Source organism: Bradyrhizobium sp. BR13661 (genome assembly GCF_029892425.1).
Taxonomy (GTDB): domain Bacteria; phylum Pseudomonadota; class Alphaproteobacteria; order Rhizobiales; family Xanthobacteraceae; genus Bradyrhizobium.
On sequence record NZ_JARXWB010000008.1, the window covers coordinates 56322 to 80940 of the forward strand.

24 protein-coding genes are annotated in these 24619 nt (G+C 64.1%); 9 read left to right on the top strand and 15 right to left on the bottom strand.

Going from position 1 to position 24619, the window contains the following annotated elements; translation table 11 throughout:
- Position 1: 1 nt before the first annotated feature.
- From M2427_RS15425 to M2427_RS15440, 4 genes are read right to left on the bottom strand one after another with little or no spacing between them, the layout of a single operon-like run.
- Entirely contained in the window at positions 2-1174 is a 1173-nt protein-coding gene (locus M2427_RS15425) for an acyl-CoA dehydrogenase family protein (protein WP_280707233.1), read from the bottom strand.
- Entirely contained in the window at positions 1168-1962 is a 795-nt protein-coding gene (locus tag M2427_RS15430; RefSeq protein WP_280707234.1) for an ABC transporter ATP-binding protein, read from the bottom strand. Before M2427_RS15430 ends, M2427_RS15425 begins: the two co-directional genes overlap by 7 nt.
- The gene (locus M2427_RS15435) at positions 1956-2978 is read right to left on the bottom strand and encodes an ABC transporter permease subunit (protein WP_280707235.1); all 1023 of its coding nucleotides are present in this window, start codon (positions 2976-2978) and stop codon (positions 1956-1958) included. The genes M2427_RS15430 and M2427_RS15435 overlap by 7 nt, the downstream gene beginning before the upstream one ends.
- Positions 2956-4059 carry an ABC transporter substrate-binding protein gene (locus M2427_RS15440; protein ID WP_280707237.1) on the bottom strand — a complete coding sequence of 368 codons (1104 nt, stop codon included), beginning with the start codon at positions 4057-4059 and terminating at the stop codon, positions 2956-2958. Before M2427_RS15440 ends, M2427_RS15435 begins: the two co-directional genes overlap by 23 nt.
- A gap of 176 nt (positions 4060-4235) precedes the next feature.
- Between M2427_RS15440 and M2427_RS15445 the strand changes: the two genes are divergently transcribed.
- Both M2427_RS15445 and M2427_RS15450 read left to right on the top strand, forming a co-directional pair.
- Positions 4236-4451 carry a hypothetical protein gene (locus tag M2427_RS15445; protein WP_280707238.1) on the top strand — a complete coding sequence of 72 codons (216 nt, stop codon included), beginning with the start codon at positions 4236-4238 and terminating at the stop codon, positions 4449-4451.
- A 94-nt stretch (positions 4452-4545) separates the two neighbouring features.
- A complete protein-coding gene (locus M2427_RS15450) occupies positions 4546-5529 on the top strand; it encodes an ABC transporter substrate-binding protein (RefSeq protein ID WP_280707239.1) in 984 nt (327 codons plus the stop codon).
- A 355-nt stretch (positions 5530-5884) separates the two neighbouring features.
- On the opposite strand, the gene M2427_RS15455 is transcribed toward M2427_RS15450, so the two are convergent.
- Entirely contained in the window at positions 5885-6313 is a 429-nt protein-coding gene (locus M2427_RS15455) for a hypothetical protein (protein ID WP_280707240.1), read from the bottom strand.
- A gap of 331 nt (positions 6314-6644) precedes the next feature.
- Here M2427_RS15455 and glgC point away from each other — a divergent pair, with 331 nt between their 5' ends.
- The 3 genes from glgC (at position 6645) to M2427_RS15470 (ending at position 10185) form a co-directional block, all read left to right on the top strand.
- Entirely contained in the window at positions 6645-7907 is a 1263-nt protein-coding gene (gene glgC / locus M2427_RS15460) for a glucose-1-phosphate adenylyltransferase (RefSeq protein WP_280707241.1), read from the top strand.
- Positions 7904-9355 (top strand): glycogen synthase GlgA, encoded by a 1452-nt coding sequence (gene glgA, locus M2427_RS15465; protein WP_280707242.1) that lies wholly within the window; start codon positions 7904-7906, stop codon positions 9353-9355. The genes glgC and glgA overlap by 4 nt, the downstream gene beginning before the upstream one ends.
- Before the next feature lie 182 nt (positions 9356-9537).
- Positions 9538-10185 carry a glutathione S-transferase family protein gene (locus M2427_RS15470; RefSeq protein WP_280707243.1) on the top strand — a complete coding sequence of 216 codons (648 nt, stop codon included), beginning with the start codon at positions 9538-9540 and terminating at the stop codon, positions 10183-10185.
- A 33-nt stretch (positions 10186-10218) separates the two neighbouring features.
- Here M2427_RS15470 and M2427_RS15475 read toward each other — a convergent pair whose 3' ends face one another.
- Both M2427_RS15475 and M2427_RS15480 read right to left on the bottom strand, forming a co-directional pair.
- Entirely contained in the window at positions 10219-11406 is a 1188-nt protein-coding gene (locus M2427_RS15475) for a hypothetical protein (protein WP_280707244.1), read from the bottom strand.
- Between the two features lie 192 nt (positions 11407-11598).
- Complete coding sequence (locus M2427_RS15480; RefSeq protein ID WP_280707245.1) at positions 11599-12393, bottom strand: class III extradiol ring-cleavage dioxygenase; 795 nt, start codon at positions 12391-12393, stop codon at positions 11599-11601.
- Positions 12394-12555: 162 nt separating this feature from the next.
- On the opposite strand from M2427_RS15480, the gene M2427_RS15485 reads away from it, so the two are divergent.
- Positions 12556-12735 carry a hypothetical protein gene (locus M2427_RS15485; RefSeq protein ID WP_280707246.1) on the top strand — a complete coding sequence of 60 codons (180 nt, stop codon included), beginning with the start codon at positions 12556-12558 and terminating at the stop codon, positions 12733-12735.
- Positions 12736-12742: 7 nt separating this feature from the next.
- Here M2427_RS15485 and M2427_RS15490 read toward each other — a convergent pair whose 3' ends face one another.
- Together M2427_RS15490 and M2427_RS15495 are read right to left on the bottom strand one after the other, a co-directional pair.
- Positions 12743-14212 (bottom strand): carboxylesterase family protein, encoded by a 1470-nt coding sequence (locus M2427_RS15490; RefSeq protein ID WP_280707247.1) that lies wholly within the window; start codon positions 14210-14212, stop codon positions 12743-12745.
- Positions 14213-14293: 81 nt separating this feature from the next.
- Positions 14294-14470 (bottom strand): hypothetical protein, encoded by a 177-nt coding sequence (locus tag M2427_RS15495; RefSeq protein WP_249141655.1) that lies wholly within the window; start codon positions 14468-14470, stop codon positions 14294-14296.
- 271 nt (positions 14471-14741) lie between these two features.
- Here M2427_RS15495 and M2427_RS15500 point away from each other — a divergent pair, with 271 nt between their 5' ends.
- The 3 genes from M2427_RS15500 to M2427_RS15510 all read left to right on the top strand — a co-directional run bounded on the left by M2427_RS15500 (position 14742) and on the right by M2427_RS15510 (position 18236).
- Complete coding sequence (locus tag M2427_RS15500; protein WP_280707248.1) at positions 14742-17432, top strand: alpha/beta hydrolase fold domain-containing protein; 2691 nt, start codon at positions 14742-14744, stop codon at positions 17430-17432.
- Between the two features lie 123 nt (positions 17433-17555).
- The gene (locus M2427_RS15505) at positions 17556-17831 is read left to right on the top strand and encodes a hypothetical protein (protein ID WP_280707249.1); all 276 of its coding nucleotides are present in this window, start codon (positions 17556-17558) and stop codon (positions 17829-17831) included.
- Positions 17832-17933: 102 nt separating this feature from the next.
- Positions 17934-18236, top strand: coding sequence for a hypothetical protein (locus M2427_RS15510; protein WP_280707250.1), 303 nt, complete (start codon positions 17934-17936; stop codon positions 18234-18236).
- A gap of 275 nt (positions 18237-18511) precedes the next feature.
- On the opposite strand, the gene M2427_RS15515 is transcribed toward M2427_RS15510, so the two are convergent.
- The 6 genes from M2427_RS15515 to M2427_RS15540 form a co-directional block, all read right to left on the bottom strand.
- Positions 18512-18664 (bottom strand): hypothetical protein, encoded by a 153-nt coding sequence (locus M2427_RS15515; RefSeq protein ID WP_164933937.1) that lies wholly within the window; start codon positions 18662-18664, stop codon positions 18512-18514.
- Positions 18665-18746: 82 nt separating this feature from the next.
- Positions 18747-19271, bottom strand: coding sequence for a septal ring lytic transglycosylase RlpA family protein (locus M2427_RS15520; protein ID WP_280707254.1), 525 nt, complete (start codon positions 19269-19271; stop codon positions 18747-18749).
- A 153-nt stretch (positions 19272-19424) separates the two neighbouring features.
- The gene (locus M2427_RS15525; RefSeq protein WP_280707255.1) at positions 19425-19583 is read right to left on the bottom strand and encodes a hypothetical protein; all 159 of its coding nucleotides are present in this window, start codon (positions 19581-19583) and stop codon (positions 19425-19427) included.
- Positions 19584-19758: 175 nt separating this feature from the next.
- Positions 19759-22272 (bottom strand): M56 family metallopeptidase, encoded by a 2514-nt coding sequence (locus M2427_RS15530; RefSeq protein WP_280707256.1) that lies wholly within the window; start codon positions 22270-22272, stop codon positions 19759-19761.
- The gene (locus tag M2427_RS15535) at positions 22253-22660 is read right to left on the bottom strand and encodes a BlaI/MecI/CopY family transcriptional regulator (protein WP_280707257.1); all 408 of its coding nucleotides are present in this window, start codon (positions 22658-22660) and stop codon (positions 22253-22255) included. Before M2427_RS15535 ends, M2427_RS15530 begins: the two co-directional genes overlap by 20 nt.
- A 267-nt stretch (positions 22661-22927) precedes the next feature.
- Positions 22928-24580: an NAD-dependent malic enzyme gene (locus M2427_RS15540; RefSeq protein WP_280707258.1), complete on the bottom strand. Its 1653-nt coding sequence runs from the start codon at positions 24578-24580 to the stop codon at positions 22928-22930.
- Positions 24581-24619: the final 39 nt, after the last annotated feature.

Consider the following 24619-nt stretch of genomic DNA (forward strand, 5'->3'; position numbering starts at 1 on the left):
TCTAAAGTCCTAGCGCGGTGCGGCCGAGGCCGGTGCGCGTGGCGTCGTCCTGCGGCGTATGCACGCGCCCGCACAGGACATCGCGATAATGCCGCTCCAGCGGATTGCTGCGGGACAGGCCGTGATTGCCGGTCAGCGACAACGCGTCCTCGACCACGGCGACCGCATTGTTGGTCACCGTCAGCTTGATGACGTTGGATTCACCGGTCGAGAGATCGACACCGTCGTCGAAATCGCGGGCGAAGGTGTCGAGCAGCCGCGCATTGACCGCGAGCCGGGCCTCGATGGCGCCGAGGATCTCCTGCGCACGCGGCAAGCTCGCGAGCGGGGCACCGAGGCTGGCGGGCACGCGCTGCTTCAGGAACTGGACGAACCAGTCGCGCGCGGCACGGGCAACGCCGTCATAGATCGCGGCAACGAAGACGGTGTGAACCGTCGCCTGCGCCACGTCAGGCGCGCGCCAATCGGCAGGCTTGCGGACGTCGACCTCGGCATCGCGCGGGATCACGACATCGTCGAAGATGACGTCGTGGCTGCCGCTGGCGCGCAGGCCGTGATGATCCCAGGTCTCGACGATGCGGGTGCCCGGCAGGCCCGCCGGCACCAGGAACTGGCCGACCCGCGGCTCGGCCTCGTCCGTCCGGGCCCAGACCAGGTACCATTTCAGGATCGGCGCGCCGGTCGAATAGATCTTGTGGCCGGAGAGGCGCCAGCCCGTTTCGGTGCGGCGTGCGATCGTCGCCGGCAGGCCGCCACGCGACGGAGAGCCGAGTTCGGGCTCGACACGCAGCGCATTGACCAGCGCGACACCTTCCACCGTCTCGCGCGCGAGCTTGCGCGACAGCTTCGACGGCCAGGACTGGCTGCGCCCCATCACCAGATGGTTGATGTAATGCATCGACAGCACCAGCGCGGTCGACGGATCGGCCTTGCCGATGATGCCGAGGACGCGCGCGGTGTATCGTGCGCCCGCGCCGGCCCCGCCGAGAGCCGCCGGCACCGTCAGTGGCAGCAGGCCCGCTTCTGACAGCTCGCGGAAATTCTCGAAGGGAAAACTGCCGGTGTGGTCATGCTCGGCCGCGCGCGCAGCAAAACCTGGCGCCAGCGCCTCGGCGCGGGCGATATAGTCGGGCTCGCCATGCGCGACCCGTCCCTGAGCTACAGAAGTCACCATGTGGCATCCAGTCCCAACAGACCAAGAATCTGGCGGCGCAGATCCGCCAGATACGGATCGCCGCGATGACGCGGATAGGGCCGGTCGACGCGGATATCGGCCTTCACGCGCGCGGGGCGCTCGCTGAAGACGATGACGCGGTTGGCGAGCACCAGCGCCTCCTCGGCATCGTGCGTGACCAGCAGCGTGGTAAAGCCCTTGCGCTGCCAGAGCGAGACCAGCTCGGCCTGCATGGTGATGCGCGTGAGCGAGTCGAGCTTGCCGAGCGGCTCGTCCAGGATCAGGATTTTGGGATCGTTGACCAGCGCCCGCGCCAGTGCGACGCGCTGTGCCATGCCGCCGGAAAGCTGATGCGGATAGGCGTTGCGGAAGTCCGACAGCCCGACCAGATCGAGCGCGGCGTCGACGCGGTGGCGCTGGCTCTTCAAAATGCCCTGGGCTTCCAGCCCCAGCGCAACATTGTCCCAGACCGTTCGCCAGGGAAACAGCGTCGGATCCTGGAACACCACCACGCGCGACGGATGCGGGCTTTTGATGCGAACCTCATCCTCGCGCAGGCTTCCGGCCTTGGGCTTGTCGAGCCCCGCGACCAGCCGCAGCAAGGTCGACTTGCCGCAACCGGACGGACCGAGCAGCGCGACGAACTCACCGGGCTCGACCGCGATGCTGACGTCGCTCAGCACCGGCAGCTCGGCACCGTCGATGTCGAAAGCGTGGCTGACTTGTTCGATGTCGAGCGCGGCGCCCGCCGAGAAATGGCTGATCGCTTCGGCAAGAGCGGCTACCATTTCACGGTCCCCTTCTGCCAGACCAAGAGACGGTCGCGGACTGCGAACAGCAGCGTGATCGCGCCGGAGCAGAGCAGCGACATCACGATCAGCGCCGCATACATGTTGGCATAGGCCGCCCAGCCCTGCGCCCATTGCAGGTACCAGCCAAGGCCGGCCTTGACGCCGATCATCTCGGCGATGACGAGCACGGCAAAGGACGCGCCGAGCCCCATGAACAGGCCGACGAAGACATGCGGGAGCGCGGCAGGGATCGCGACCTTCAGCACCAGGAAGGACGGCTTGGCACCGAGCGTGCGCGCGACGTCGTAATAAGCGCTGCTGACGCTCGCGACGCCCGACCAGGTCAGCACGGTGACGGGGAAACCGGTCGCAAGCGCGATCAGGAAGGTCGAGGCGCTCCAGCTCGACGGGAAGGTGAAGAAGGCGATCGGCAGCCAGGCAGTCGCCGGCAGCGGACCGATGAAGCGCAGCACCGGATGCACCCAATAGCCGACCGCGCGCGACCAGCCGATCGAGACGCCGGTCAGGAAACCGACCGTGGCGCCGATGATGTAGCCGCCGAGCTGAAGCTTGACCGAGGCGATGACGCTGTCGAGCAGTTTTGGCAGGTCATCGGTATAGACCTCGATGATGGCCTGCGGCGGCGGGAAGAACGGCAGCGGCAGCCACGCGAACTTTGCGGTCGCGACTTCCCACACCGTCAGGAACGCCCCGAGCGCGACGAGCCAGGGGGCGCGCTGGCGCAAGCCGCGGCCCGCCGAGCCGAGATAGTCGGCGCCGACGGTCCCGAACAGCGCGATCGCGGCGATGACGAAGGCGGCAATGCCGAGCGAATGCGAGCGCGACCAGTCGCCGACATCCTGCCACCACAGGCAGGAGAAGCCGAACGCGATCCAGGCGACGCTGGCGGCGACGCCGACGCCGGACTCCCGGAGCCAGATCGCGAGCACCGGCGCGCGCGATAGCCGCGGCGCGCCGGAAGCGAGCCCATCAGACAGCGAATACGTCGACATAGATGCGCTCCGCGAATTTGGCGGTATCGGTGCTCTGCTTGAAGACCTGCACGCTCTTGAGATCGTCGGCGTAGCCCTTCAGCTCGCGCTTGAGCACTTCGCCGACGGGATGATGATGATGAGTGTGGTAGCGCACCATGCCCTCGATATCGGCAAGCGACGCCGTCTTCGGCGCATACGGTTGGAACGACTTTGCCGTCACGGCCGGATTCTGCGCGGTGAACATCGCGGCATCGAGCAGCGCCTGCGTGAGGGCGCGCGCGACGTGAGGTTCTTCGCGAACCAGCGAGCCGCGCAGACCGAGGATGCAGCAGCTCTTGTCGCGATACTCGCCGTCGAGATTGGAGGCGACTTCCTTGTACTGCGTGTCCTTGAGCCAGAGATAGCCCAGCGGATCGGAGGACAGGAAGGCCTGCACTTCGCCCTTCTGAACCGCGACATCGAGCAGATTGCCCGGATAGGCGCGCCAGTCGACATCCTTGTTCGGATCAATGCCGAGTTTCGTCAGTTGGATCGAGAAGAAGTTCTTGTCGGGACCAGCGAGATCGCCGACCGCGACAATCTTGCCCTTGAGATCGGCGAGCTTGTTTACGCCGGAATCGGCCCGGCTGAGCACGCGCATGCAGCCACCATGAGTGCCCGCGGCAATCTTGACATCAAAGCCCTGCTCCAGCGGCTTCAGCCAGCGCAGCGCCATGCCGAGGCCGGCATCGCTCTTTCCGGTCGCGATGGCTTCGAGCAGCTGGTCGGTCGAACCGGAGTAATTGACGAGTTCGACGTCGAGATTTTGTTTCTGGAAGAAGCCGTGCTCGATGGCGACCGGCACAGGCGCAAGACAGACCGCGCCGGCATTCCACGACAGTTTGAGCTTGCGCGGCGCACCAGTGAGCACGGGCGCGTCCGAGGCTGTCCGGCACAGCGGAAATTCCGACAGATCGACACCGGGCGCGATCGCCTGCGGCGCAAAGGCCTGTGCCGCACCGAAGGCGCCGAGCGGCGCGGCAAACGCCGCAGCCAACCCCGCCTGGAGCAAATGACGTCGGTCGAGGCCCGATCCACCGCGCTTGTTGTCGTTGCCCATCAGCCCCACTCCTGAGTTGGCAAGGCTCCGCTATTGGCGCAACGCTTCGCGTTGCGCATGTTCCGTACGGAGCTGCGTTGAGAGAATATTCTTCGCAGGCGCTTCCTGCGCCGCGTTGATGCGATGCGTAAATCATGCGGCGCGGGTACCGCATCGTCAATGAAATGGAATTTCGAATGTGGCGCGACGCGAAGTCATTCTCTCCTTCGGCGCAGGGAATGGCGATGAAACGATTTTCGCTGCTGCCTGGTACAGCAAGGATGCGCCGCGACTCCACGGCCTGCTTCATTCCTGCGCATCCGCGGCCGTGCACACCCGGCATTCTCGAAAGCGACACCGCGCTGAAACGTCCTTGCCCGATGCGCGCGCAATACGGTTGGCCATTTCATTGACTGACGACCGCGCGATCATACACTTGATCGTCTCGCTGCATCGTTCGCTCACACGTCGTGAGCCAAGCACCAACCGGGCAACAAGACAGAACACATGAGCATCAACTCGCCTTCAGACCATTCCATCGCGCGCCGGTTCGCCGCCTCGCTGCTTGCAGCCGCCATCACGCTCTCGACCGCGGCTGCGTCGTTCGCCGCCGATGCGGTCGTGCTGCGCGTCGGCGACCAGAAGGGCGGCAATCGCTCGCTGCTCGAGATATCAGGCTATGCCAAGGACCTGCCCTACAGGATCGAATGGTCGGAATTCCCGGCGGCCGCTCCAATTCTGGAAGCGCTCAATGCCGGCGCGCTCGACGTCGGCTACACCGGCGATCTCTCCTTCCTGTCGGTTTATGCGGCGGGCGCGCCGATCAAGGCGATCGGCGGCACCAGGTCGGATGCGAAGACGCAGGCGATTCTGGTGCGCCAGGATTCGCCGATCAAATCGGCCGCCGACCTCAAGGGCAAGCGTCTCGCCGGCACGCGCGGCGGCTGGGGCCAGTTCCTGATCGATGCAACGCTGGAAAAGGCGCAGATCAAGCTGGAAGACGCGACCTTCGCGCCGCTCGGCCCTGTGGATGCCAAGGTCGCGCTGGTCGCAGGCTCGATCGACGCCTGGGCAGTGTGGGAGCCCTATGTCTCGTTCGCGACGCTGAAAGACAAGGCCCGCGTGATCGCCGATGGCGAGGGCCTGACGCCGACCATCACCTTCATCGTCGCCAGCGACAGCGCCATCGCCACCAAGCGCGCGGCGGTGCAGGACCTGGTCGAGCGGCTGAACAAGGCGCGTCTGTGGTCGCTCGATCATATTGCCGAATACGCAAAGAGCACGGCCGAGCTGACAAAACTGCCGGAAGACGTGCTGCTGTCGGCTTACACCGCGCAGCGCACCAGCCCGATCGTGATCGACGAGGTCGTAGTGAAGGAAATTCAGGCAGCCTCGGATCGCTCGACGCGATATGGCATCCTGCCGAAGACGCTCGACGTCAGCAAAGCCGTCGACCGCAGCTTCACGGCTGCAGCCGCGGGGTCAAATTAACGGCTGACGAGATGAGACGCGCTTGGCGCCCGGACGTCGGTGTGTTCCCTCCCCCCTTGTGGGGGAGGGCTAGGGAGGGGGGTAGCTCAGCAAAAAGTGCGACTGATGATGCATCAAAGTGTGCACAACAGAAAGAGTCCCCGAGTGGCCCCCCCTCCCTGCCCCTCCCCCACAAGGGGGAGGGAACGGAGAGAGCGCTGCTGTGGCCAGACTCAATTCGACTTCAATTTCACCCGCTCAAAGCGACAGCTTCGAAAATCGCGCACCTCGCATCACAGCCGGCCCGCTGCATCTCGCCGCGATCGTGCTCGCGCATTTCGCGTGTATGAGCCTGATCGTGTGGTTGTCGCTCTAGTCACCAGTACCCACGGTAATAGTGACGATAGTACGGGCGGTAATAGGGCCGGTAGTAGCCGTAGCGATATCCGTAATAGGGACGGTAGGGCCGGTAATAGCGAGGATAGACCGGCCCGTAGCCGTAGCCGTAATAGGCCGGCGCATAACCATAGCCGTAACCCGGATAGCCGCCGTAATACGGTCCCCCACCGTAATAGCCATAGGGCGCGCCGGCGATGGCGCTGCCGATGATCGCACCGGCCGCAAAGCCACCGAGGCCCCAGCCCCAGCCGCCACCACGCCAATGAACCTGGGTGACGTCATCGCCGACCGCGGCCTTCATGGTCGCGACATGGGTCGGCATCGGCGCCGCCACCGCCTGCCCGATCTGGCCGGTCATGACGCCGACCGTCAACGAGCAGGCAATTGCCATTTTCCAGACACTCATCGTCTTACTCCCTGTCTGACGTTTCGTTCGGGAAAGCATCGCATGCCATGATCTTGCATCCTTGCGCGAAGTCAAAGTCTGGAATTCTGCGTGCAGCGCACAAGACGGCTGCGCAGGCCTGATTTGTGAACGCCGGACGACGGCGCCGGAGGAGCCTCCCGCCGCGGCCAAAGCATTAAGCTTCCCGTGCGTTCGCAACCAACAAGCACCTTCCCGATTGACTATTCGTACCGTTACTATCGGTTCCAATGATGCGCGGCCGGAAGGCTTTTTCGCGGAGGCCTTGGTTGACGCCAGAATTTGGCTTGCGCGAGACGAGTGGGAGGATGACATGAGTGCCGCCGGAAATGAGCCGCTTGCCCGCCAGGCCTTGGCGTTTGTCCTGGCCGGTGGCCGCGGCAGCCGGCTGCTGGAATTGACCGACCGGCGCGCCAAGCCCGCGGTCTATTTCGGCGGCAAATCCCGCATCATCGATTTTGCGCTGTCGAACGCCGTGAACTCCGGCATCCGCCGCATCGCGGTCGCCACCCAATACAAGGCGCACAGCCTGATCCGGCATCTGCAGATGGGCTGGAACTTCTTCCGCCCCGAGCGCAACGAGAGCTTCGACATCCTGCCTGCGAGCCAGCGTGTCTCGGAGAACATGTGGTATGTCGGAACCGCGGATGCGATCTACCAGAACATCGACATCATCGAGGCGCACGCCTGCCGGTTCATCGTCGTGCTCGCGGGCGACCACATCTACAAGATGGATTACGAGGTGATGCTGCGCCAGCATGTCGACAGCGGTGCCGACGTCACCATCGGCTGCCTCGAAATGCCGCGCCAAGAATCTTCCGGCTTCGGCATCATGCATGTCGACGAGAACGGCTGGATCCAGCAATTCCTCGAGAAGCCCAAGGATCCGCCGCCAATGCCGGGCAAGCCCGACGTTTCGCTCGCCAGCATGGGCATCTACGTGTTCGACGCCAAATTCCTGTTCGACCAGCTCAAGCGCGACGCCGAGGATACGAACTCGAGTCACGATTTCGGCAAGGACATCATCCCCTACATCGTCAAGAACGGCCGCGCCATCGCGCATCAGTTCTCGACCTCGTGCGTGCGGACCGGCACCGAACCGCGCTCCTACTGGCGCGATGTCGGAACCGTCGATGCGTACTGGGCGGCCAATATCGACCTCACGGACGTGGTGCCGGAGCTTGATCTGTTCGACCGCGCTTGGCCGATCTGGTCCTATTCGGAAATCACGCCGCCCGCCAAGTTCGTCCATGACGAGGAGAGCCGGCGCGGTTATGCCGTGAGCTCGCTGGTCTCGGGCGGCTGCATCATCTCCGGCGCCTCGCTGCGCCGCTCGCTGCTGTTCACCGGCGTGCGCATCAACTCCTATGCCAGTGTCGAGAACGCCGTGATCATGCCTTACGTGAACGTCGGCCGCGGCGCGCGCTTGAAGAACGTCGTGATCGACCGCGGCATCGATATCCCCGAAGGCCTCGTCGTCGGCGAGGATCCCGAGCTCGACGCAAAGCGCTTCCGCACCACCGAGCAGGGCATATCGCTGATCACCCAATCGATGATCGACAGGCTCAATACATGACGCCTGTTCGCGTCCTCGCGGTCGCCTCCGAAGTCTATCCCATCGTCAAGACCGGCGGCCTCGCGGACGTCGCCGGCGCGCTGCCGATCGCGCTGAAAGCGCACGGCGTCGAGATGCGCACGCTGATGCCGGGCTATCCCGACGTGATGCGACGGCTCGCGGGCGCGCAGGAAATCCGGCGCTGGCCGGACTATTTCGGCGGCCCGGGCCGCCTGCTCGCCGGCTCCCATGAAGGCCTCGACCTGTTCGTGCTCGACGTGCCGCATCTCTATGGACGGCCCGGCAACCCTTACCTCACCCCTGATGGCGTCGATTGGCCGGACAACGGCGTGCGCTTCGCGGCGCTCTCGCGCGTTGCGGCCGATATCGGCCACGGCCTCGTGCCGGCCTTCGTTCCCGAAATCGTGCATGCCCATGACTGGCAGGCCGGGCTCGCACCGGCCTATCTGCATTATGACGGGGGGCAGCGACCGGGCACGGTGATGACCATTCACAACATGGCCTATCAGGGCAAGTTCGACCGCGCACTGGCAGACTCGATCGGGCTGCCCGCGGCAGCCTCGTTCGACGTCCACGGCCTCGAATATTTCGGCGGCATCAGCTTCCTGAAAGCGGGCCTGCAACTCGCCGATCGCATCACCACGGTGTCGCCGACCTATGCGCATGAAATCCAGAGCGATGAAGGCGGCATGGGACTCGGTGGCCTCTTGCGCGAACGCGCAAGCGTGCTGAGCGGCATCCTCAACGGCATCGACGTCGATGTCTGGAATCCGCAAGAAGATCCACACATCGCCTATCGCTTCGGCGCCCAGGACCTCACGTTCCGGGCCGCGAACAAGGCGGTGCTGCAGCAGCAGTTCAATCTCGATTCCTCCGACGAAGCTCCGCTGCTCGGCGTCATCAGCCGGCTGTCCTGGCAGAAGGGGCTCGACCTCCTGCTCGAGGCGATCCCGACAATTCTCGAGCAAGGCATGCAGCTCGCGCTGCTCGGCAGCGGCGACCGCGATCTTCAGGATCGCTATCAGGCGGCCGCGCGCGCCAATCCCGGCCGGATCGGTGTTCTGATCGGCTATGACGAGATACTGGCCCACCTGATCCAGGCCGGCTCCGACGCGCTGCTCGTGCCGTCGCGGTTCGAGCCGTGCGGTCTCACCCAGCTCTGCGCGCTGCGCTATGGCGCAGTCCCCATCGTCTCCCGCGTCGGTGGCCTCGAGGATACGATCGTTGATATCGACGAGACCGGACGTGACGCCACTGGGTTCAAGTTTGCTCCGGTGACGGCAGACGCCCTCGCCGGCACGCTGCGCAAGGCCAACACCGCCTTCCACGACAAGGCAGCCTGGCGGCGGCTGCAAAGAAGCGGCCTTGCGACCGACGTGTCCTGGCGCCACCGCGCCGGCGAGTACGCCGCGCTTTATCGCGGCCTGATGGCAGCGCGCCATACGTGAGGCTTTTCGTCGCCTCTCCCGCTTGCGGGGGGCAATCGCATATGGTCGCACGATGCAGCGGCATCGGCATTGGGCTCCCTCTCCCACTGCAGAGATTGATCGGAAGCCGAAGTCGCGGTGACCTTGCAGATTTGCAAAAATCCGGCAGAGTCTCGTCATCACCCGGTGAGAAGACAGGGCAAATGACGGTTGAACTGCATGGCTACCAGTACAGCGTGTATTCCTGGATTGCTCGGTTGGCTCTCCATGAAAAGGGCGTGATGCACAATTGGATCGAAGTAAATCCGTTCTCCGAAAATGTGCCTGCAAGCTACCTCGCCACCCATCCGTTCAAGCGCGTGCCCGCGCTGGTTCACAACGCATTCGCCGTTTACGAGACGGGCGCCATCACGCGATACGTGGATGAGGCCTTTGATGTTCCGAAGCTCCAGCCAACCGAGCCAAGAGAACGAGCCCGCTGCAATCAGATCATGTCGATCGTAGACAGCTATGCTTATTGGCCTCTGGTGAGACAGGTCTTTTCGCACAGGGTTTTCCGGCCCGCCCTGAGGCGACCGGTTGAAGAGAGCGAGGTTGAACGGGGCCTCGAATCAGCGCCAAGGGTACTTGCGGCTCTGGAGACAATTGCTGGCCAGGGGCAATACCTGACCGGCGAGGATCTGTCGTTAGCTGATATCCACCTCGCTCCGATGATCGGCTACTTCGTGTTGGCCCCCGAAGGGCTGGCACTTCTGCAGAAGCACATCAGGCTCAATCGTTGGTGGTCCGCGCTCTCCGGGAGAACTGCGCTCCTGGCCACGATGCCGCAATTGCCCCAAGCACCACAGTAACGACGGTTCCTGGCCCTTGGCACCGCGGCTCAACTACGGAAGTCCTCTTGTCATCGTAAAGGGATTGAAACCAGTTTCTGCGAGGGCAGCCCACGAAGCTGCGCCAAGATGCGGCAATCGGAAATAGAGTCGTGGCCTGGTCGGATCGGTATCCAACACGAACCCGGTCGGTAACGCTCGGGCACTTGTGGCGTAGAACCCGCCATCCGGCGACCTCTGGGATTCGATTGCAGCGATCAACGCCTTTGCCCTCTCGGTCCTGCCGAGCAATTCCATCAAGAGAGCCATTTGGCCCGTCCCTTCGGTCCACATGCCGTCTCGGTCTTCACCGTAAGAAAAGCCCTGGTCGACACTCATTCGCTGTTCGACGGTAGCAGTTGCCGATGCAAATTCCTTGGCCGCTCCGGGCAGCGCTGTTAAAGGCCAGACTTGAGCATCCAGAGCCAAAATCGGATTGCGCGTAACGCCGTCTTCGGCCGTGCCCGCTGCGAAACAGGCGCATGCCGAATCCCACATCACATCTACGAAGTGCTCAGCGGCCTTTGCCATATCACGCCAGTGCGAATTGCCTGTGCGGATTGCAAGAAGGCCAAATGCGGCGGCGAGATCAGTATTGTGTTCGGTCGATTTCCAAGTCCGGACTTCCGGCGTCGGTTCGTGGCCAAACGTACCGCCCATGAAACCGCCTGCACCGCGCGTATCGGCCCATTGCGCCACCCAGGCGCCAATCCGTGCTGCCCCGTCGCGGAACCGAGAGCCGGTGCTCACATCGTCAATCGACAGCAAAGCCAACATGGCCCATGCCATGTTGCCGTTATCGCCACCTACCTGATATCGATCTTCTAACCATTTGTTCTGAGTGTTGTCCCACCACCCCGGAAGTTTGATGCGGCCGTTCGCCACCGCGCCCGCGGCGTAAGCATTCCGGAGCCGGCCATCATGCCAGGTGCGGTCGTTGTCGATGGCCCAGAGAATCGCTGCGCCAATCCGGTCCGCTTTGTCTTGCTGACCGCAACCGACCAATGCGATGGCGGCAACCGCATTGTCATAAAGGTAGGCGGCATCATGGAGAGGCCCGGATTCGACAGTCGGATAGCTGGGCAAGAACAAAGGCCCAGGCGGCGCGTTATCGATTAGCCCAGCGAGGTATCCGCACGCCGACACTGTTGGTGTTGCTAGAGCCTGTGGTAACGCGGCGGCCATAATGATCATGACAGTCATTACGGTCCAGGCGTGAAAGAAGAGCCTGCGATAAGAGTAGAAACAATAAGTAGTTGGCTCCGGTAGCATCTCGCTGCCTCTCGGGTCTTCTTCAACCAATCGCCACAGAAGCACAGCGGACGCGGTCACAGTCGCAAGACGCCGCCGGGTTTGGAGCTACGCGACCCAATCTGTCCGACGAGTGCTACACCTTCACCCAAACACATACGAAGCCATCGCAACGTTTGCGACCTCGTCCACAAAAACGCGCATGCCCACGTCGCTGCCGGCAGCGCCAGCCGCGACCATCAGCGGCAACAAATGATCCTCGCGTGGATGCGCCAGGCGTGCGCTCGGCGCATTCTCCCAATCGACCAGCATCGCGTTGCGGCGCGCCGCATCCGGATTGCTGATGGCCTCGTTCAGATAGGCCTCGAAATCATACGAGACGGGCTTGGACTCGGCGCGTCCGAAACCGCGCATGTTGTGATAGGTGAGCCCGCTGCCGACAATCAAAATGCCCTCGTCGCGCAGCGAGGCGATCGTCTGCCCGACCTTGATGTGTTCGGCCGCGTCGTAGCTCGACTTCAGCGACAGCAGCACGATCGGCATATCGGCGTCAGGATACATCAGGCCGAGCGGCACGAAGGTGCCGTGGTCAAAGCCCTGATTGGGATCTTCCCGGCAATCGAAGCCCGCGTGTTTGAGCAGCGCCCTCACCTCCGCTGCCAGCTCGGGCTTGCCCGGCGCCGGATAGGTGATGTGATAGGTATGCTCGGGGAAACCGTAATAGTCGTACACCATCGGCGGATGCGCCGAGGTCGACACGGTGAAGGCATCGGCCTCCCAATGGCCGGTGATGACCAGCACCGCCTTCGGTCTTTCAGGCAGAAGCTGCGGCAGCCGGGCGAACTCCGCAGCGGTCTTGGCATATTGCACCCGCCGGTCCTCCATGAAGGGCCAGGGGCCGCCGCCGTGGGACAGGAACAGGGTCGGAAATCGCGTCATGTTTTCAGGCTCATCTCGATGACATTTTGCGCGGGCTTAAACGCCCCCGCGCTTCGCAGCGAGCATAGGCAAACCGGTATGGTTAGCAAGTCGTTAACGATTTGCCGCTCACAATCCTGATGTGGCCGAAGGAATCGGCCAGAAGACATGCGAGACGTTACGATGAAGAAGTTTGCGCTGGGGGACGTCGTCAACTCTGACAAGGGCCGCCGCGGCGTCGTTCGCGCCGCCTATCGGTCCAGGGAAGGCCAGCAGTTCTATGCCGTCGAGAAGGACGGTGCGATGGACTATCTGGAAGAAGACCGCCTGACGCTGGCGCCGCGCGTCGAGCTCGCGGCTTAAATCCAACTCATCTCCTGCTCTCGATTGCGAGCCGGTCCAGGCGCTCCGCCCAGGGGTCGTCGCCGCTCGCGATGCGATCGTTTGCGATCATCAGCAGATGGTCGCGGTCCGCAGCCCCATCCCAATGCGGCAACTCCTGAGCGTTGGGATCGCCGCTCTTCGCGAAGTTGATCCAGTAGGCCCGCATCCGGTTTGCGATCTCGCGATCCCGTCGCGAGAAGATGCCCGCGCCCGGCACGCCCTCGACGCCGAAGATGAACTGCAACTCGCGCCCATGGCCTTCGTCGGGATTGCCGCGACGGGCTTCCGGCACATAAGCAAAACGGTAGCGGAAGGTCGGCGCGCCGGTTGCAGCATGAAACCGTGCGAGCATCCGCACCGGCTCGGAGAAAACCCGGTCGGTGTAGACGCCAGCTGCAAGATCGGACGGCCTCTTGATGTCAGGATAGAGCTTGCGCAGCTCAGCGACGCTCTCGCCCGAGGATGACAGCGCCTCCTTGACCTCCGCCTCGCTGTCGAAGGTGGTCTCGTCATCGTTCGAACCGATGATGAGGGGAATGCGGCTCTCATGCCCGGCGGCAAATCCGGCAGCGATGTCTTCCGTCAGGAGGTTTCCGTCGATCGCCGGCGCAAAGCTGCGGGGAGCTTTGTCCAGCAGACGCTTTTCCGCGGCGAGCAGACGCTTCGGGGCGACCGCGCGCAAATCCGCCTCTTGCCCGAGTGCGGCGACAAACTGCTTAGCTGCGGTTTCGGCCTCCCGCGACGACGGCAGGCGCGCGCGGCCGGGCACCGACTGCAGAATGGCCTTCTGGAAGAGATCGCGTGATTGGGCGCATAGCATCAAGAGCGCGATCGATGTCGCGCCGGCGCCGTTGCCGAACAGCGTGACATTGTTCGCATCGCCGCCGAACGCGGCGATGTTGTCGTGCACCCAGCGCAGTGCCGCGATCTGGTCCATCAGGCCAAAATTGCCGGCGCCGCCGTCCGACAGCGCGGGATGCGCGAGCCAGCCGAGCGCGCCGAGACGATAATTCACGGTCACGACGATGAGCCCGGCCTGCGCGAGCCGTGAACCGTCGAGCAGCGGATCATTGGCGGTGCCCGTGACAAATCCGCCGCCATGGATGAACATCATCACCGGCAGCGGCCCGTCGACCCCGAACGGGCGAAACACGTTGAGCGTGAGGCAATCCTCGCGCGCGGCCGGCAGCGACGGTTGCAGACAGGGCGCGCCATAGTCGTAGGCGGTGCTCATCTCCGAACTTTCGGGCAAGCCTTGTGGCGGACGCCAGCGCAGGCTGCCTGCCGGCGGCGCTGCATAAGCGAGCCCCTTGAAGGACGCCACTTCGCCCTCGACGGCGCCGAGCATCTGGCCTTCACGCGTCAACGCAAATGGAAATTGGCCGACCGACTGGGCCATGGCCGCGCCGGGACAGAGCCATGCAAAGACTGCGATGAGCGCAAGCAGGGACCGCATCTTCGGGGAATCTCGATGCGCGGACATGTTCCCGGCAGGTTACGTCCGCGACGCGCGCAGAGGCAAGCGCTGTGGCAGCAGCTAGCCGCCCTTGGCGATAATCTCCGCCAGCGCGCGCCGCGCAATGATGCCGAGTTCGCCGAGCGTGGAATGTCCGGACTGCGCGGCTTCGATCAGACGCTCGGCGATGAACCTGCGGCTGTCGTGATCGCCGCCATGCGGCAGTTGCCGGCACGTCTCCTCGAGGACGACGTCCATGTTCGCTTTGGTTCGCTCACTCAACTCTGTCATGACGGATCAGTCGGTCGATGCGCGTGGCTAGTAACCGCAAGCATACACAGACGGATCGTCCATGATTAGCCCGGGTAATCACGGCCATTGTGCGTCGCGATGCGTGCATTGAAGCAAACGTTCGCGCCGCCACGATGATGCCGCAAACGGGACTACCGAAGATTGCACTTGGTCTGATGACAAGCCGGGCCTGCAGCGCTAGCCTGCCGGCAAAACAAGAGACACGGGAGGAAACACCATGCCGGAAGCTATGGTCGCCGCACGTGAGTCCGACGCGGCTGATGGAACCGTCCAACAATGCGATGTTGCCGTGGTCGGCGCCGGATTTGCCGGCCTCTATCTTCTCCATCGCCTGCGCAAGGCCGGCCTCTCGGCCGTCGGTCTCGAGGAAGCCGGCGATGTCGGCGGCACCTGGTACTGGAACCGTTATCCCGGCGCGCGCTGCGATATCCAGACCATCGACTACAGCTACACGTTCGATCCGGAACTCGACAAGCTTTGGACCTGGTCGGAGAAATACGCGACGCAGCCCGAAATCCTGCGCTATCTCGGCTTCGTCGCCGATCGCTACGATCTGCGTCGCGACATCCGCTTCAAGACCAAGGTCACCGAGGCCAAATGGGACGAGAAGGCCGAGCGCTGGCTCATCACCACCAACAATGGCGCGCCGGTCTCCTGCCGCCATTACATCATGGCCACAGGCTGCCTCTCCGCGCCCAAGCCGCCGGAGATCGACGGCGTCAAGGATTTCGAGGGCGAGGTCTATTTCACCGGACGCTGGCCGCATGACGGCGTCAATCTCGCCGGCAAGCGTGCCGCCGTGATCGGCACGGGGTCGTCGGGCATCCAATCGATCCCGCTGATTGCCGAACAGGCCGCGCATCTCACCGTATTCCAGCGCACGCCGAATTTCGCGCTGCCCGCGCATAACGGCCCCTCGCCGGCCGATCGCAGGGACATGTTCCAAAGCGACCGCGCGGCCTATCGCGAGCAGGCGCGCCAGTCGATGACCGGCGTTCCCTATCCGCAGCAATCCGTCGTGAGCTGGCAGCTCAGCGACGCCGAGCGTCGCGAGCGGTTCGAGCGCGCCTGGGCGGCTGGCGATCTCGTGCACATCCTGACGCAGCTCTGGGCCGACCAGGGCGTCGATGTCGACGGCAACAAGATCATCCAGGACCTGATCCGCGAGAAAATCTCGGCGGCCGTGAAGGACCCGGAAACTGCGGCCGCGCTGATGCCGCATGATCATCCCTTCGGCGCCAAGCGTCCCTGCCTCGATACCAATTATTATGCGACCTACAACCGACCGAACGTCACGCTGGTCAATCTGCGGCAGGAACCCATCAAGGAAATCACCGCAGGCGGCATCACCACCGACAAGCGCAGCTTCGATGTCGACGTGATCGTGTTCGCGACCGGCTTCGACGCGATGACCGGCGCGATCCGCGCGGTGCATCCGATCACCGGGCGTGGCGGCAGATCGCTCACCGATGTCTGGGCGCAGGGGCCGCAGAGCTATCTCGGGCTCATGGTCGCGGGCTTCCCGAATTTCTTCATGATCACCGGACCCGGCAGCCCGTCGGTGCTGTCGAACATGGCGGTCTCGATCGAGCAGCATGTCGACTGGGTCGTGGATCGCCTCGCAGGCTTGCGCGACGCGGGCTTCACCACGATCGAGCCGACCGAGACGGCACAGGCCGGCTGGAACAGGCACATGGCCGACTGCTCGATGGTGACGCTGCACCGGCTCGCCAACACCTGGTACACGGGCGCCAACGTGCCCGGCAAGGTGCAGGGCCTGATGCCTTACACCGGCGGCGTCGGCCCCTATCGCAGCATCTGCGACGAGGTCGTGAGCCGCGGCATGCTCGGCTTCAAGCTCACTGGACCCAACGGCGCCGTGCAATGCAATGACGGCGAGGTGGTGCGGCTGCAGCCGGACGTCCGGCTGGTGCTGAACCTGCTGGCATCGCTCAACCTGCCTCCGATCGAATCGATGGGCGCCATCGGCGCGCGCGCCTTCGTGGGCGAGTTCAACAAGGCCCGGCCCGCGGGACGGCCGATCGGCGAGATCGTCGATGGCACCTTGCCCGGTGCCGACGGTCCGCTGCCTTACCGCGTCTACAAGCCGGCGACGCCGGGACCGCATCAAATCGTGGTCTATTTCCACGGCGGCGGCTGGGTGCTCGGCGACGAGCAATCGGACGAGCCGTTCTGCCGCGACATGGTGCGACGGACCGGCATGACCTTCGTCAGCGTCGGCTATCGCCACGCGCCGGAGCATCGCTTCCCCGCTGCTGCCGAGGACGGTTATGCGGCAACGCGCTGGATCTCCGAGCATCTCGCCGAGCTCGGCGGCTTCGAGGGCCCGGTGCTGGTCGCCGGCTGGAGCGCGGGGGGCAACATCGCAGCCGTGACCTGCCAGCTCGCACGCGATCGCGGCGGGCCGCAGATATCAGGCCAGCTGCTGGTGTGCCCGGTGACGGATTGTACTGTCGATCGTCCCTCCTACAACGACAACGCGGAGGGCTACTTCCTGACGCGCTCGCTGATGGACTGGTTCTGGGACCTCTATTGTTCGCCAGCCGACCGCACCGATCCGCGCGTCTCGCCGCTGCGCGGCAAGGTCTCAGGCCTGCCGCCAGCGTTTGTCGTCACCTGCGAGTTCGATCCGCTCCGCGACGAGGGCATCGCCTATGCCGAGGCGATGGCAGCTGCAGCTGTCCCGGTCGAGCAGCTGAAGGCGCACGGCCATTTCCACTCGTCCTTCACGATGGTCGACGTGGTGATAACAGGCGTCCAGGGCCGGGTGCAGATGGCCGAGGCCTTGCGGCGCTTCGCAGGGCTTCCGCCGGAGGTCAGCCGCGGCGATGAGCACGGCCACGGCCATGCCAGCCCCGGCCACAGAATCGCGGCGGCCGCAAGTTAGGCGATCCGGAACCTTTTCCCTGATGCCGCGTTGTCGAAGCGTGGCATTGAGATGCAGCGATGGGTATGGGCCCTGGCACGCAAGGCTAGCGTGCCAGGGCTTTTTTTTGCGTGAGGCGGGGCGATGGGGGATGCATCCGGCAGCGATTCAAAGGTCGATTTCGGCGCGCCCGCAGTGCTGCAGAAATGGCCTTCACTCGGAAATCAGCGCCGGCCGGACCGCGAGCCCTATCAGGTCAGCGAAGGCACGCTCGATGCGTGCATCCTGGCCTTCATGGAGAAGCCGTCGTCATCCAGGCACCTCTATGAGATTCACACGACGGCGCAACCGCCGCTGGTGACCGAAATCCTGTCGCCCGAACATATCGCCGAGCTGGCGCGCTTGCGGGAATTTCTCTGAAGGCGCCCCCCGGACGACGGACGTCTCAGGAACCTTCTTCCGGTTCTTCCCGTTATCAGGGATCGGAAGCCGAGAATCCAACGCAAGGCGCGAGTGCCGGAGATGCGACAAGCTACGCCCGATTCAGCCGTGCCTTATGGCGCAGATCAAACCCTGTTCGTGGTGATCGATCGCCTCGACAAGGCAACCGAAATCCGTGTCGAACGCAGCGACCTGGAAGCTGCGATCGGCGAGATGGTCGCGGGATGCTTCAACGATCCCATCAAGGTGATCTCGTTCAACACGCTTGAGCACTGGATGAGGGACATCTCGGCCGATGTTGCCGACGAGATTCAGGCCCGCTGCGACATCGACGGGGTGACGCTGCCCGACTATCTCAGCGATTTCGTCGAGAGCCATAGCTGAGCCGCGACACGCTTCAAATCACAGGCAACAAAAAAGCGCCGCTTCCGCGGCGCTTTTCGTGTGGCCACATCAGTGATGCCAGAAGATCGCGAGCAGCAGGATGACCGGCAGCGGCACGCCAAGCAACCAGAGCAGAGCACCTCGTCCAAAGCCCATGACTTCCTCCTCCATGTTCATGACTGACATGACGCCCGAGAGAAGAGGAAGTTCCGCGCCTCACGGCGAGGGCGAATGCATTCAGAGCATGAATTTGCAGAAGTTACCGCTTGCGAGGGTCAGCCGCGCCGCCTGGCGGCGATGACCTCGATCTCGCGGCGCCGGTCGCCGGCGAAGGTCAGGAGCTTTTCGATCGTCGGCGTATCCGTGATCCGTTTGGCAAGTCGCTCGGCGCGCGCAGCCTGATCTTCGAGATACTGGATCGTGTTCAAGCGTCGCCCCCCAAAGCCCCACATTGCCGGGCACCCATCGTGCGGGAGGAGCAACTAACAGCCGGTTAAATCTGGCGCATCTCTATTGCACGACGTCGAGCCGGACATTGGCGACGCCCTTGTCGACCATGCCGAGCGCCTCGGCCGCCGATGGCGAGATGTCGACAACGCGTCCGCGCACGAAGGGCCCGCGATCGTTGACCCTGACGGTCACGAAGCGGCCGGAGGAGACATCGGTCACGCGCAGCCTGGTCCCAAATGGCAGCGTGGGATGGGCCGCGGTCAGCTCGCTCTTGTCGAACCTCTCCCCGCTCGCGGTCTCCGTATCCGAGTAGAAGCTCGCAACACCTTGCGACGCGGTCTGCTTCGCGCGCGATGTGTCGTCAGACGGATGCGGCCTGTAGATCGGACGCGGATGCAGTGCCGCCACCCGGTGCGGCCGCTCGATCGATGCCTGCCTCGTGGTCGGCGTCAGATCCGCCTTTTGACGGCCGACCGGAGATTGTGCGCAGGCCGCAAGCGAAGCGGCGCCGATGACGGCAAGCAGCAACCGGCACGAGGTTGCCGGCGAAATCCGGGAAGTTTCGGCACTTGCAATGCGAGACATGATGCGCCCTCCGAACACTCCTGAGTTTCGGTGGGCAATGAGGGCAGAACCTTGGCTGAACAAAAGCGGCCTTGCGGCCGCCATCGTTTCGCGCCGGCTGTGGCGATTTGACCACAGTCGCATGTCCTGAATCGACGCAGGACCAGCGAAGAATCAGCCTGATACGATGCGCCAGATGTTGGGTTGCGTCTCCGGCCGGGCCTCACCGGTCTCGACGTCCCCTCTGATGAGCCGCATGAGCTCACGCCGATAGAGCAGCCGCCAGCTGGTTTTCAGGCTGGCGAGAAAGTCGAGCTCCCGTTGCGTCAGCATGCACATCATGAACCCGGTCAGCTCGCGAGGCCGCGCCGAATTCTCAAGCCTACGGCCGGCTACCTCACGTAGTGTTACGCAACGTAACGCTTGCGGTCAGCCTGCGCAAGCTGGGATTGATGGAACTTCCGGCCGCGCGGAACGCGTTAGAAACATATGGAAACACGCCAGACGTTTAGAAATTCGGCCCCAGCGCGATCTTGGTGATCGTCCCGTTCCTGACTCCGATGCGCCATTCCGCCGAGCCGTTGGCGAACTGGGCGACATAGATGTCGCTGTCGAGTGCGGTGACACCGCGGAACGAGACCGCGCGCAACGCACCGAGCCGCGCCAGGATCGCCTGGTCGAACGGAAGCTGTGCACGCGTGATGTTCGCGACCTCGGTCGTCATATGCTCGTAGTCCGGCAGCCCCCTGCCGATGCCCTCGATGTAATGCCGCAGCATCGCCTCGCCATTGGCGATCGGAACGGCGCGGCGCGCGGCACGCCCGAGCCGAGCCCCGGCGCTGGCGGCCTCGAGATTGAGGAAGCGCGTCTGCCGGCCCGGCACCAGGATCTCCATGCATTTCCCTGATTTGTCGGCAATGACCCACGGATTGTTCACGGTGGTCTGCGCGACCCAGGTCATGTCCGACCTGACGACGCTCTGCGCCTTGCGCTCGCCGTTTGCATCGAGATTGAAGACCTGAATGTCGTCCTCGGTCTCGTTGTAGAGCATGATCCTGATCGGCGAGGTGCCGGCACGTCCGCGCACGCTTGCCTCTTCCGAACAGGGGACGATGCCGCCGAGTTCGTCATTGCCGTCGGCCCGGAAGATCACGTCGCCGGCCTTGCCGTCGGGCTCGAGCAGCAGGCGGAATTCCGCAGAACCGTTTTCGAACTTGGCGCCATAGATGTCGTAGCCGCCGGGCCCGACGCCGCGGAAGAAGATGGTCTCGACCGCGCCGAGCGCCACGAATGTCGCGCGCAGTTCGTCGATCTGCTTATGAATCTTCGCCGCAAGTGGAGCGCTCATGCGATCGTAGTTCGGCTTGCCCTCGCGCATATCCTCGATCCCGCGCAGGATCATCTCCTTGCTGCCCGCGACCGGGACCTGCTCCCTGAACCTGTCAGGCACTTCCGCCAGCCGGCGCGCGTAGTCGGCCTCGATTGCCTGGGCCGCGGCGGCGTCGATCCGCGGCGCGATGCGGGCGCCGGAGGCGACGTTCTGGATCAGCACACGTGCGATGTTGGCACCCTCGTCGCGCAGGAAGATCAGGAGATGGTCGCCCTGGAGCGAGAAGGCGTCGGTGCCTTCAGCCAGAATCGGCGATCCGCCTTGCCCGGTCTCCTGCACTTGCAGGCGATCGCCATCGCGCCGCACCGTCAGCACGCGGCTCGGCGCGATCCTGTACCAGCCGACATATTGATCGAGCGCCACCGGATCTGTCGCCGGCGCCGGCATCTCGGCGACGCCGATCGCGCGCACGTCGCGGCCGTTCATATGCAGCGTCAGCTCGGGCGCGCGATGCTCCGCGTCGAACGGGAACGTGATCTCGCCGAACGAAGCGGCATAGGACGCCGTCCCGTCGTTGCCGATGGTCAGGCGCAGCCTGCGCTGGCCGGTGAGCTGACCGTAGAGTTGATCGCCCTCGCGGAAAACAGCGAATACCGAGGTCGGGCTCATGGCATAGAAGTGGACAGACGGACGGTAATGCTCCGCCGGCACATGACCGAGGTCGGCACCTGATGGCACCGGGTCCGGCGTGCGATAGGCAATCATGCCGGCGGAGACGATCACGACCGGTACGACCGCGGCGGCGATCCACAGCCGCTTGCGCCAGCCGACCGCGACAGGCATCGCGGCGGCCGCGATGATGCGTTCGACCCGCGCGCGTACCGTCGAGGCCTGCGCCATCGCAAGCTCCATCGGCCGCGGCTTCACGGAGGCCGCGACGTCGAGCAGGATCTCCGCATACGAAAACCGGTCATCGATCATCTCGATGGCGCGGGCGTCGCTGATGATCTCGGCGAGCTCGGCAAGGCGCGACAACTGCCACCAGGAAAACGGACTGAACCAGAACATCACGCGGTTGAGCGAGGCGAGCAGCAGGATGTAGAAATCTCTGTTGGCGACATGCGCGCCCTCATGCGCGAGCACCGCGAGGCGCTTCTTCGCATCCCAGCGGAAAAACTGCGGCGGGACCAGGATGGTCGAACCGAAGGTGACGGGGCCGCCGACGTCACGGCTGACGCGCACATCGGCGCCGATCATGCCCTTCACCGGCTTCGCCGCACGCGCCAGACGCCAGGTCAGGCAGAGGCCGACGGCGAGCCGCAACAGCAGCAGGACGGCGATGCAGACATAGACGGTGGTGGCGACCATCCACCAGTCGATCGCGACGCCACGCTTCACCATCGGCGCGACGGCCGCTCCTGATGCGATCGGCAGCGTCGGCTGCGGCCGCTCCAGCATCGAGATATCGGCCGGCCAGGCTTCATCAGGCACCGGCATGGACAGAGGCAGCCGGTCGAGGGTGAGCGTCGGCCAATGCATCACGAACGGCATCGCCAGCGATGCCAGCAGCACGACGACCCAGGCCGTCATGTGGACATGCGGATTGCGCACGCGAAACAAGGCGAGACCGATCCAGACGACGCCTCCCAGCGCGAAGGAGCGTAACGCCGCCTCAGCCAGAGCTGCGATCATCTTTCTTCACTCCCCTTGCCTTCTTCGCCTTGGCCACCTGGTCGGCCAGCGCGCGCAATTGCTGCTGATCGAGCATCGCGTTGTCCACCATGCCGACGAGGACCTCCTCCATCGAGCCATTGCAGAACCAGTCGACGATGCGTTGTACCGCCTTGGCCGCGACCCGCGCGCGCGCCTCGGCAGCGTGGTAGACATAGGTACGTCCGTCAACCGTGTGGCGAGCATAGCCTTTTTCTTCGAGGCGGCGCAGCACCGTTCGTACCGTCGATTCCTTGAGGCGCCGCGACAGACGCTCGCGAACGATTTCGGCCGTGACCGGCCCATGGGCCCATACTATCTGCATGACCTCGTGCTCGAGGTCGCCCAGGTCGGGCAAACGATCGTCCATGGTGGCCTACCTAACGGCTTGAGATTCTTGTAATGCTACGAACCGTCGCACATAAGCGAGCGGCGGACAATTGCGATTCCGGTTGGGCCGGGCGGGCAGCTTACTTGCGGCCATCCTTCGAGACGCCCGCCTGCGGCGGGCCCTCAGGATGATGAAGACGTTTCACGGCAAGATATCAGACCCTCATGGTGAGGAGCCCGCCAAAGCGGGCGTCTCGAACCATGCAGGCCGAGCTCTCCCGGCTGTCTTCAGACGGCTTGGCTCAGCTCAGTATTTCGGCTCGTACATCGCCGAGTGGACCAGGCTCTTGACGTCGTTGGGCGCGGGCCCGTCGGCGAGGCCCCTCTGATAAGCGACATCAGCGACGGCCGTGGCAATGAGGGCCGAGACCTCGCGGATGCGCGGCAGTGCCGGATAGAGACTGCCCTGTGCGAGATCTTCGTTGCCGACGCAATTGGCGAGCGTATGGGCCGCCGCCATGAACATTTCATCGGTCACGAGCCGCGAGCGGCTGGCGATGACGCCGAGGCCGACGCCCGGGAAAATGTACGAGTTGTTGCCCTGGCGCGGCACGAAGGTGCGGCCGTTGAGCTTGACCGGATCATAGGGACTGCCGCAGGCGAACAGCGCGCGGCCCTCGGTGTAGCGATAGGCGTCCTCCGCCGAGCATTCGGCCTTCGAGGTCGGGTTGGACAGCGCGAACACGATCGGTTGCTCGTTGAGCTCGGCCATCGCCCTGAGCACCTCGGGTGTGAAGGCGCCGCCGACCGCGGCAACGCCGATGATCGCCGTCGGCTTCAGCGTCTTGATCGCGGTGAGGAAGTCGGCGATCGGCGCCTGGTCGGTGTGGGCATAACGCAGCTTGTGGCCATGGAGGCCCTCGCGCCGTGCAACGACGAGGCCGCGGGAATCCACCAGCCAGTTGCGCCGGAGCGCCTCGGCTTCCGTCGCGCCGTCCGCCATCATGGCGGAGACGACCAGATCGGCAATGCCGGTCGCCGCCTCGCCCGCGCCGAGGAAGAGAATGCGCTGGTCCCTGAGCTTGCCGCCGTTGACACGCAAGGCCGAGAACAGGCCGGCGAGCGCGACGGCTGCGGTGCCCTGGATGTCGTCGTTGAAGACGCAAGTCTCATCCCGGTATTTGTGCAGCAGCTTGAACGCGGAATGATTGGCGAAATCCTCAAATTGGATCAGCACGCCCGGAAACGACTTTCGCGCGGCAGTCATGAACTCGTCGACGAAGCTGTCATAGGCTTCGCCCGTGAGACGGTGCTCGCGCAGGCCGAGGTAGTAGGGATCGCCCAGCAGTTCCTCGTTGTTGGTGCCGACGTCGAGCACGATGGGCAGGCAATGCTCGGGATGCACGCCGGCGCAGGCCGAATAGAGCGAGAGCTTTCCGACCGGAATGCCCATACCGTTGGCGCCGAGATCGCCAAGGCCCAAAATGCGCTCGCCATCGGTGACGACGATCAGCTTGGCCGGATACGGCCAGTTCTTCAGTATCTCTCCGATCCGGCCCCGCTCGCGCGAGGAAATGAACATGCCGCGCGGCCGCTGGAAGATCAGGCCGAACTTCTGGCAGGCGAGCCCGACTGTCGGCGTGTAGATGATCGGCTGGATCTCGTCGATATTGTCGACGACCACGCGGAAGAACAGCGCCTCGTTGCGGTCATGCAGCGCATTCAGGGCGACATATTTTTCCAGATCGGTCGGCAGCGAGCGCAGATTGATCAGCACGCGCTCGACCTGCTCCTCGATCGTCAGCACGCAGGCCGGTAACAGGCCGCGCAAGCCGAGCGCGTCGCGCTCAGCCTCCGTGAAGGCCGTGCCCTTGTTGAACAGGGGATCGCGCAGCAGCGTCATGCCGTGCGCAGAATCGGGCGATGTCGAATGGGCGCTAACCCGAGCAGGTCTATTCACGAAATCCCCCAGGGAGTTTCTTATTGAAGGGCGAACATT